Consider the following 8,574-nt stretch of genomic DNA (forward strand, 5'->3'; position numbering starts at 1 on the left):
CACCTCCGCGAACGAGAGCCTCTAATCGGCGGGCCCGAGCGTCACCTGCGGCGCCGAGGGCGGCGCGGCGCGCACGATGGTGATGAGACGGTCCGTCAGCTGGAGCGGGCTGGCGTGCGGGTCGTCGTACGCGAGCAGCCGGTGGCCGCGCACCACGCTCACCACCAGGTCCTCCGTCTCCCGGACGCCCTTGCCTACCTCGGCCTTGCACACCGGCCGTTCGATCAGGTCGAGCCCGCTGCCCTGCTGGATCAGGTCCTCCATCACCGTGCCCGCGCTCGGGCTCAGCACCGACAGGCCCAGCAGCCGGCCCGCCGCGCTCGCGCTCGTGATGACCGCGTCGGCGCCCGACTGGCGCAGCAGCGGCGCGTTCTCCTCCTCGCGGACCGCCGCGACGATCTTCGCGCCGCGGTTCATCTGCCGCGCCGTCAGCGTGACCAGGACGGCCGTGTCGTCGCGCTGCGTGGCGATGACGATCTGACGGGCTTTCTGCAGCTCGGCGCGGAGCAGGACATCGGAGCGGGTGGCATCGCCGACCACGCCGGTGAACCCCTCCGCGTTGGCCATGTCGATCACCTTGGCGCTCGGGTCCACGATGACGACCTGGTCCTTGCGCAGGCCCGTGGCCAGCAGCGTCTGGAGGGCCGAGCGGCCCTTGGTGCCGAAGCCGACGACTACCGTGTGGTCGCGCAAGTTCTTCCTCCAGCGGTTCAGCCGCCACTCTTCCCGGGTCTTCTCGGTCAGGACTTCCAGGGTCGTTCCGACCAGGATGATCAGGAACAGCACGCGCAGCGGGGTGATCAGCAGGATGTTGGTCAGCCGCGCGCTGTCGCTGTACGGGACGATGTCGCCGTAGCCGGTCGTCGACAGGGTCACCGTGGCGTAGTAGACGCAGTCGAGGAGGTCGACCGTCTCGTTCGCGTTGTCGTGGTAGCCGGCCCGGTCGAGCCACACGATCAGTACGGTCAGGAACAGGACGAACAGCGCCATCAGCAGGCGCTTGCCCACCTGCCGCAGCGGCTTCTCCACCACGCGCTTGGGCAGTTTGATGCGCCGTGAGACGAGTTTCTCGTCGGCGCCCCGGGCCATCGCGTCGTGGCCGTGAAGTTTCACGTGAAACATCCTCCGGAGACCCACGGCAGGTCCAGGATCTCCAGTTCGTGTCCGTCCCGCGCGCCGTGCGGCGGTACGACGGCGAGCCCGTCGGCGGCGGCCACGCCGCGCAGCATCGCGGGACCGTTGTAGCGCAGCGGTACGGCGTGCTCGTCGGTCAGCAGGACGGGCACGAGCCGGGTGTCGTACGGGTGGCCCGGCACCTCCCCCTGCACCGGAACCGTGTACCGGGGCCGCTGGCGGCGGCCGGCCAGGGCGCGCAGCAGCGGTTCGGCGAGGGTCAGCAGACCGGAGACGGCGGCGAGCGGGTTCCCGGGCAGGCCGACCAGGTGGCGTCCGTCGGTGCGTTCGCCGAGCCGGGCCAGCAGCATGGGGTGTCCGGGGCGTACCGCGACCCCGTCGACCAGCAGTTCGGCGCCGGCCTCGCTCAGGACGGGGTGGACGTGGTCGACGGGGCCGGAGGCGGTGCCGCCGGTGGTGATGACCAGGTCGGCCGCGGAGTCGGTGACGGCGGCCAGCAGGGCCTTGGCCCCGGCCGGGTCGTCCCCGAGGCGCCGGGTGGCGATGACCTCGGCGCCGAGCCGGGTGAGCCAGGGGCCGAGCATGGGGCTGAGGGCGTCGCGGATCAGCCCGTCGTGCGGGCGGCCTTCGGTGAGCAGCTCGTCCCCGAGCACCAGGATCTCCACGCGGGGCCGGGGCCGGGTGGTGAGCTCGTCGTACCCGGCGGCCGCGGCGAGGCCCAGGACGGCAGGGGTGACGAGGGAGCCGGCGGGCAGCAGCAGGTCGCCGGAGCGGCATTCCTGGCCGCGCGGGCGGATGTCCTGGCCGGTGAGGACGGGCCGGACGGCGTGGAGCTGGGTACCGGACTCGCGTGAGTGCTCGCTGCGGATGACCGCGGTGGTGTCGGCGGGGATCCGGGCGCCGGTGGCGATCCGCACGGCCTCCCCGTCGGCCAGTGGCTCGGGGCGCTCGCACCCGGCGAGCCCTCCGCCCCCGGGGCGGATGGTCCAGGGGCCGGGCCCGGCGACGGCCCAGCCGTCCATGGCGGAGCTGTCGAAGGACGGCAGGTCGGTGAGGGCCTCCAGGGGCTGGGCCAGCACCTCGCCGAGCGCCTCCGCGAGGGGGACCCTGTGGGTGCGGGCCCGGATGCCGGATCCGGCCCGGGCGGCGGCTTCCCGGGCCTGCGGCCAGCCCGCGGCCCGGTGACCGCCGCCGGAGGGCTCCCCGGCGCGCGGATCGCGGCTGACCAGGGCCAGGGCCTCGTCGAGGGCCTGGAGGGCGTGGTCGGCGTCGGTGGGTGTCATCCTGAGCCGTTCTCTCGGGCCTCGGCCTCGGCTTCGGCAGCCCAGCGCAGGGCCAGCTCGGCGGCCCTGCGGGAAGCCTCGGCGACGGCGGTGGCGGGGTCCCCACCGGCGGCTGCGGCCTGTGCGGCCGCATAGCCGACCAGGAAGGTGGTCAGGGGGGCGGCGGGCCGGGCGACGCCGTGTGCGGCGTCACGGGCGAGGTCGAGCAGGATCTTGGTGTCGACGGCGACGTCGATGTCCAGCTCTGTCTTGACGGCGTTGATCCATTGGTCGAGCACGCTTCCATGCTCCCTGATCCGGGCTCTGGCGACCGCGAGATCTTCCCAGGTGTCGCAGTCGAAGGAGGCGAACGGCGCGGAATCCGCCACCTTGGCCAGGTCGAGCTCGGTGGTGAGGGCGCGCAGCGGAAGGCCGGAAAGGGCGCCGTGCTCGGTCGCCAGCAGGGCGATCTCGCGCCGCAGCGGTTCGGCGCGGTAGGCGGCGACGAGGGGCTGGTCGCGGCCGGCGGGGTCGCGCAGCAGGGCGCCGTCCCCTCCGGCGGCCGGGGCCCGCAGCAGCGCCGCGACGGTGTCCCGGTCCAGGAACGGCAGGTCGGCGGAGAGGACGAGGACCAGCTCGGCGGTGGTCGCGCGCAGCCCCGCGTCCAGGGCGGCGACGGGGCCGGCGCCGGGCGGGTCCTCCCGGGTCCAGCGGACGGGACGGGCGGTGGGGCGGCGGTCGCCGACCACGACGGTGGTGGCGGCGTCGGCGCAGGCGTCCAGGACGCGGTCGAGCAGGGCCCGGCCGCCGACCCGGAGGGCGGGTTTGTCCGCTCCTCCGAGGCGTCTCGCGGCGCCGCCGGCCAGGACGATCGCGTCGTAGGTCATACCCCTGAGTATGCGCGGCCCATGTGCCCCGCGGGGCCCCGCACTTGCCAGGTGCCCGTGAACGGGACCGGGGTCCCAGGGCCGAAGTCCCGGGACCCCGGGTCCCTTGTCATGTCGCGCTTACAGGTACGGGCCCGACCGGATGGCGCCGTGGCCGTCCTCCTCGTCCGCCGGGGCGCCCGGCGGAAGGGCGCGGCGCATCTGCTCCAGCTGGGCCCGCGCGGCCATCTGCTGCGCGAACAGCGCCGTCTGGATGCCGTGGAAGAGGCCTTCCAGCCAGCCGACCAACTGGGCCTGGGCGATCCGCAGTTCGGCCTCGGAGGGGATCGCCTCCTCGGTGAACGGGAGCGACAGCCGCTCCAGTTCCTCCACCAGTTCCGGAGCCAGACCGTCCTCCAGCTCCTTCACGGACGCTGCGTGGATGTCCTTCAGACGGACCCGGCTGGCCTCGTCCAGAGGTGCGGCGCGGACCTCTTCCAGAAGTTGCTTGATCATGCTGCCGATCCGCATGACCTTGGCGGGCTGTTCGACCATCTCCGTCACCGGGACCTCGCGCGACTCGTCATCGGCGCCGCCGACCGGCATCCCGTCCTGTCCCACGATCAAGCCGGGCGGGGGGCTGTCCTGCGACCGTTCACTGCTCGGCATCTCCATGCCGTCATTCTCTCGCACACCGTCCTACTCACACGGTGTGCCCCCGTACGGGCGTGATCCAACCTGTACGGGGGCGAGAACACACAGTGACCGTCAGCCCGCCTCGCGCCGTGCCATGGCGCCGCTGGACTTGGTGACCAGGGCGGCCAGCAGGGCCGCTCCGAGCGGAACCACCACGAGCAGCCCGCCGAGGGTCTCCCACGGCACCGCGATCGGCACGAACAGCCGATCGTTCGCGTCGCCGGCCATCTCCATGAGGTGCCGCGTCTCCTGCCGCTGGACGAGCCGCAGCCCCACCGCCGGCAGGATGCCCGCCGCCGAGCCCAGCACCACGCCCATCAGGGCCACCACCCCGCACTGGAAGCCGCTGAGCGTGCGCCGCACCCGCGGCGGTGCGCCGACCGCCGCCAGGGTCTTCAGGTCGGCCTCGGCGTCGGCCTGCGCGAGTCCGGTGGCGATGCCGGCCGCGCCGATGGTCACCAGGCCCGCGAAGAGGGTCAGGGCCAGCCCCGTGATGTCGGCCTGGGCCTGGTACCCGGCCTCGATGGTGACGGGGGCCTCCACGCCGATCTGGTCGATCCGCTCGGCCACCCGCTGCTTCTGCCGGCTGGTGGCCGTGCCGTCCAGGGTGAAGTACGAGGCGAACGGCAGGGTGGTCAGCCCGGCGCTCTTGGCCGCGGCCGGCGGCAGGACGAGCTCCAGGCCGTAGCCCTCGGTCGTGTCGGGCGTCTGGTGGACGGCGAAGACCTTGTCCACCCCCTTGGGGTCGACCCCCGGCTCGTAGGTCTCGTCCTTGCTGTCGATCAGCCGGACGGTGACCTTGCCGTCCTTCACGTTGCGCTTGTCGAACGAGACGCCCTTGCCCTCCTTCAGGGCGGCGACGGCGCCCGGATCGGTGACCGCGAGCGCGTGCAGCAGCTTCTCGTCGGCGACGACGACGTTGAACTGCGCGGAGTGGCGGTTCCACGTGCACCGCGGGTCCTTGCGCAGTGCCTTGCGCTCCGCGGCAGGGAAGGAGTCGGCCCCGTTCTTGGCCTCGTAGAGCGGGCAGCGCTGCTCCTTGGGCCGCATGATGTCGACCCGCCCGCACCCGTCGTTGCCGGTGGACCGCTCGCAGCCGGGCTTGCCGTACGAGATGTGGTCCACGTCCGCCCGGACGGCCAGCGGGAGTTCCTGCGACACCGCCTCGCGGACGGCGGCCATGTCCTTGCTGCGGCCGAGCTCGTTGAGGGAGACTATGCCCGCGCCGTCCGGCAGGTCGGCGACGTACTCGTGGCGCGCCTGGATCTCCGAGCTGTGCTGGTACGTGGCCACCGCGACGGTGCCGGCGACGGCGGCCAGGACGGCGGCGACGGCGGGGGCCGTACGCCCCCGGTTGCGCACGGCGTCGCGCAGCGCGAGCCGGGGCGACAGCGGCAACCAGCGCCCGAGCCGTCCGAACAGGCCGACCAGCACGGGCGTCAGGGCGACGATGCCGAGCTCGGCGATGGCGCTGCCGCCCGCGACCACCGTGGAGCCCATCGAGGAGGCCGTGCCGTAGAGGGCGATCGCGGCGCCGGCGGCGAGGGCGATCAGGCCGAGGACGGGCAGCACCCGGTTGGCCCGGCGGACCCCGCGACGGCCGGTCAGCGAGGCCAGGACGGTCTGCCGGGACGCGGTGACCGCCGGTGCGATCGCGGCCAGCAGGCCGGTCACCACGGCGAGCAGGGCGATGCCGAGGATCTCCAGCGGACGCAGCGTGAACCCGCCGAAGCGCGCGCCGAGATACTCCTCCAGCACCGGCCGCAGCCCCAGGGTGAGGGCGATGCCGAGGGCCGTGCCGCTGACCGCGGCCGCGGCGCCGATGACGAGACCGCCGGAGAGCACGATGGCCCGGATGTGGCGCCGGTCGCCGCCGTTGGCGCCGACGAGGCCGAGCTGGCGGCGGGAGCGACGGGCGCCGACTGCGAAGGCGGGCCCCGCCAGCAGGCAGATCTCCAGCATCGCGAGGCCGACGACCGTGGCCAGGACGGCGAGTTCGGTGGTCGGGAGCCCCTTGTCGGGGGAGTAGTAGCCCAGCTTCTTCTGCTGGACGACGTACGGCACCTCGGACTCGGCCGGCGGGTGCAGGAACACCGCGCGGGAGACCACCTGCACGCTCTTCGTGTTGAGCGCCTTGACCATGTTCCACGTGAAACCATCGCCGCCGACCTTGACCAGGTAGCTGTCGGTGGCCACCACCCCCGGGACCCCCGCGGCCTGGAAGGCCTTGTCGAGCGGGGCCAGCAGGGTGCCGGGTGGGGCGAGGATCTCGGTCTTGCTCAGCTCGGAGGGCAGCTCGTAGGCGCCCACGATCCGGTACCAGCTGTCCGAACCGCGTGCGCGGAACTCGGAGCCCACGAAGAACCCGGACTCCTTCAGGAAGGCGGTCGTGGCGACGACCTCGCCCGCTTCCCGGGCCGGGCGCCCGCGCTTCATCTCGATCATGCCCTTGACGAGGGGGCTGCCCGCGTCGATCTCGCGCAGGTCGGTTTCCAGCAGCCCGTACCGGGTCCGGACCTTGGTGCGCGCCGTGCTGTCCTTGAGGGACTGGGAGCCCGCCGGGACCAGCGAGGGCAGGAGTTTCGGGTCCGGCTCCGAGCCGGGGACGTACGTGTCGTAGCCGCCGGCGGGCATGGAGTTCCTGCCCTCGACGTCCTGGAAGACGGGCCCCGTGAGGTGGGAGTCGCTCAACCGGGCGTCCGCCGCGCCGATCTGACGGGTCACCTTCTGCTCGGGCGAGAGCTCGGCGCTGCGCACGGTGAGGTCGGCGGCGCTCACGCCGATGATCGGCAGGGCGATCATCGAGAGGACGAGGGCGCTGCGGCCCTTCGCGCGCCAGGCGTCGCGGCGGGCGATCCGGATGGCCGCGATCCAGGAGTGGTACGAGGACTTCACCGGCCGGCCGCCTGCCCCGAGAGCAGCGAGTCGGCCTGGCTGCGCAGGGTCTCGTCGACCACGCTGCCGTCGCGCAGGAAGACCACGCGGTCGGCCCAGGCGGCGAACCGCGGTTCGTGGGTGACGAGGATGCCGGCCGCGCCCGCGTCACAGCGCGAGCGCAGCAGGGCGAGTACGGATTCGCCGGTCTCGGAGTCGAGCGCGCCGGTGGGCTCGTCCGCGAGGACCAGGCGACGGTCGCCGACGAGGGCGCGGGCGATGGCCACGCGCTGCTGCTGGCCGCCGGACATCTCGTCGGGGAAGCGGTCGGCGAGCTGGGCGAGGCCCATCTCCTCCAGGGCGGCCAGGGCCGAGACCCGGGCCTTGCGGGCGGAGGTCCCGTCCAGCTCCCGGGGCAGCGCCACGTTCTCGGCGGCGGTGAGGGCCGGGATCAGGTTGTAGTCCTGGAAGACGTACCCGATGCTGCGGCGGCGCAGCGCGGCCAGCTGGCGCCGGCTCGCGGTGGTGATGTCGGTGCCCTCGACGATGACGTGGCCGCTGGTGGGCGTGTCGAGACCGCCGGCCAGGGTGAGCAGCGTGGACTTGCCGGAGCCGGAGGGGCCCATGACGGCGACGAGTTCGCCGGGGTACACGGACAGGTCGATGCCGCGCAGTGCGTGTACCTCGGTGGCGCCGCTGCCGTGCGTGCGGACGAGTCGTTCGAGCCGGAGCACGGGCTGTGCGGAGGGCGAGGACGGTGCGGGCTGTCCGGGCTGTATGTGCGGTGCGGAGTGCTGGTCAGGCATGGGGGTCCCCCTGGGACGGTGGTGGCTTCAGCCCCGCGGGGTGCGGAGGGCGCGGGGCTTCGGTGCGGCGGTGGCCGCGGGGGCGTCGGTGTCTGCGGCCTGGGTCGGCTCGGGCTCGGCTCTCCGGTCGGCCGGCAGGGAGAGCCGTACGAGCCGTGATTCGGAGTGGTCGAGCCAGCGGGCCTCGGCCTCGGTCTGGAAGATCAGCTGCTCCAGGACCAGCAGCCAGGCCACGTCGTCGCGTTCGCGGGACTTGCCGCTCTCGATCGCGGCGAGCGCCTGCGCCTTGAGCCGGGTGTAGTCCTGCATCGCCTTGATCGTGGCGTGCCGCTGGGACTGAATGACGGCGCGGATGTCCACGCCCGGGGCGCCCACGGCCATGGCGAGCTTGATGGACAGTTCGTCGCGGGGCGGGTTGGTGCGGTCGACGGGGCGCTCGTACCACTGGTGCAGTTCGGAGCGGCCGGAGTCGGTGATGGCGTAGAGGGTGTGGCCTGCGGCGTCCTCGCCACCGGGAGCGACGAGGCCGTCGCGTTCCAGGCGGGCGAGGGTGGTGTACACCTGCCCGACGTTGAGCGGCCAGGTGGAGCCGGTGCGGGATTCGAACTCGGTACGCAGCTGAGAGCCGTACCGAGGACCCCTTTCCAGCAGGGCGAGAAGGCCGTGGCGAATCGACATACTCAGTATGTATACCGAGTATGCAGGCCGCCGCAACCATCTCCGGGCGTACATCGGAAGGGGGACGGGCGCTGCCGGGTCCGACCGCGGACGGGGGTCCGCGCGCCTCACAGCCCCTTGCGCAGCCGCATCCCGAGGTAGCCCAGACCCAGTCCCATCAGGGCGAATCCCGTGCCGAGGGGCAGTATGTGCGCGGCCAGGTCGGCGGCGCGCTCGTTCCGCCCGGTGCCGATCGCGGTGACGACGGGCGGGGGGCTC

Annotated in this window: 7 protein-coding genes; all 7 read right to left on the reverse strand. The window is 73.2% G+C overall.

The annotated features are described in order from the left end of the window. Positions 1 to 21: 21 nt before the first annotated feature. Positions 22 to 1,122 carry a potassium channel family protein gene (locus tag ACS04_RS19630; protein ID WP_078865004.1) on the reverse strand — a complete coding sequence of 367 codons (1,101 nt, stop codon included), beginning with the start codon at positions 1,120 to 1,122 and terminating at the stop codon, positions 22 to 24. Further along, complete coding sequence (locus ACS04_RS19635) at positions 1,110 to 2,417, reverse strand: molybdopterin molybdotransferase MoeA (protein ID WP_078865006.1); 1,308 nt, start codon at positions 2,415 to 2,417, stop codon at positions 1,110 to 1,112. Before ACS04_RS19635 ends, ACS04_RS19630 begins: the two co-directional genes overlap by 13 nt. Next, positions 2,414 to 3,283, reverse strand: coding sequence for an NTP transferase domain-containing protein (locus tag ACS04_RS19640; protein ID WP_048477958.1), 870 nt, complete (start codon positions 3,281 to 3,283; stop codon positions 2,414 to 2,416). The genes ACS04_RS19635 and ACS04_RS19640 overlap by 4 nt, the downstream gene beginning before the upstream one ends. A 120-nt stretch (positions 3,284 to 3,403) precedes the next feature. After that, positions 3,404 to 3,937 (reverse strand): bacterial proteasome activator family protein, encoded by a 534-nt coding sequence (locus ACS04_RS19645; protein WP_048477959.1) that lies wholly within the window; start codon positions 3,935 to 3,937, stop codon positions 3,404 to 3,406. A gap of 93 nt (positions 3,938 to 4,030) precedes the next feature. Further along, complete coding sequence (locus ACS04_RS19650; RefSeq protein ID WP_048477960.1) at positions 4,031 to 6,853, reverse strand: ABC transporter permease; 2,823 nt, start codon at positions 6,851 to 6,853, stop codon at positions 4,031 to 4,033. Then, positions 6,850 to 7,638, reverse strand: a complete 789-nt coding sequence (locus ACS04_RS19655; protein ID WP_398023295.1) for an ABC transporter ATP-binding protein — start codon at positions 7,636 to 7,638, stop codon at positions 6,850 to 6,852. Before ACS04_RS19655 ends, ACS04_RS19650 begins: the two co-directional genes overlap by 4 nt. A gap of 27 nt (positions 7,639 to 7,665) precedes the next feature. Next, positions 7,666 to 8,316: a PadR family transcriptional regulator gene (locus ACS04_RS19660; RefSeq protein WP_048477962.1), complete on the reverse strand. Its 651-nt coding sequence runs from the start codon at positions 8,314 to 8,316 to the stop codon at positions 7,666 to 7,668. Between the last annotated feature and the right edge of the window lie 258 nt (positions 8,317 to 8,574).

Source organism: Streptomyces roseus (assembly GCF_001044425.1).
Classification (GTDB): domain Bacteria; phylum Actinomycetota; class Actinomycetes; order Streptomycetales; family Streptomycetaceae; genus Streptomyces; species Streptomyces roseus.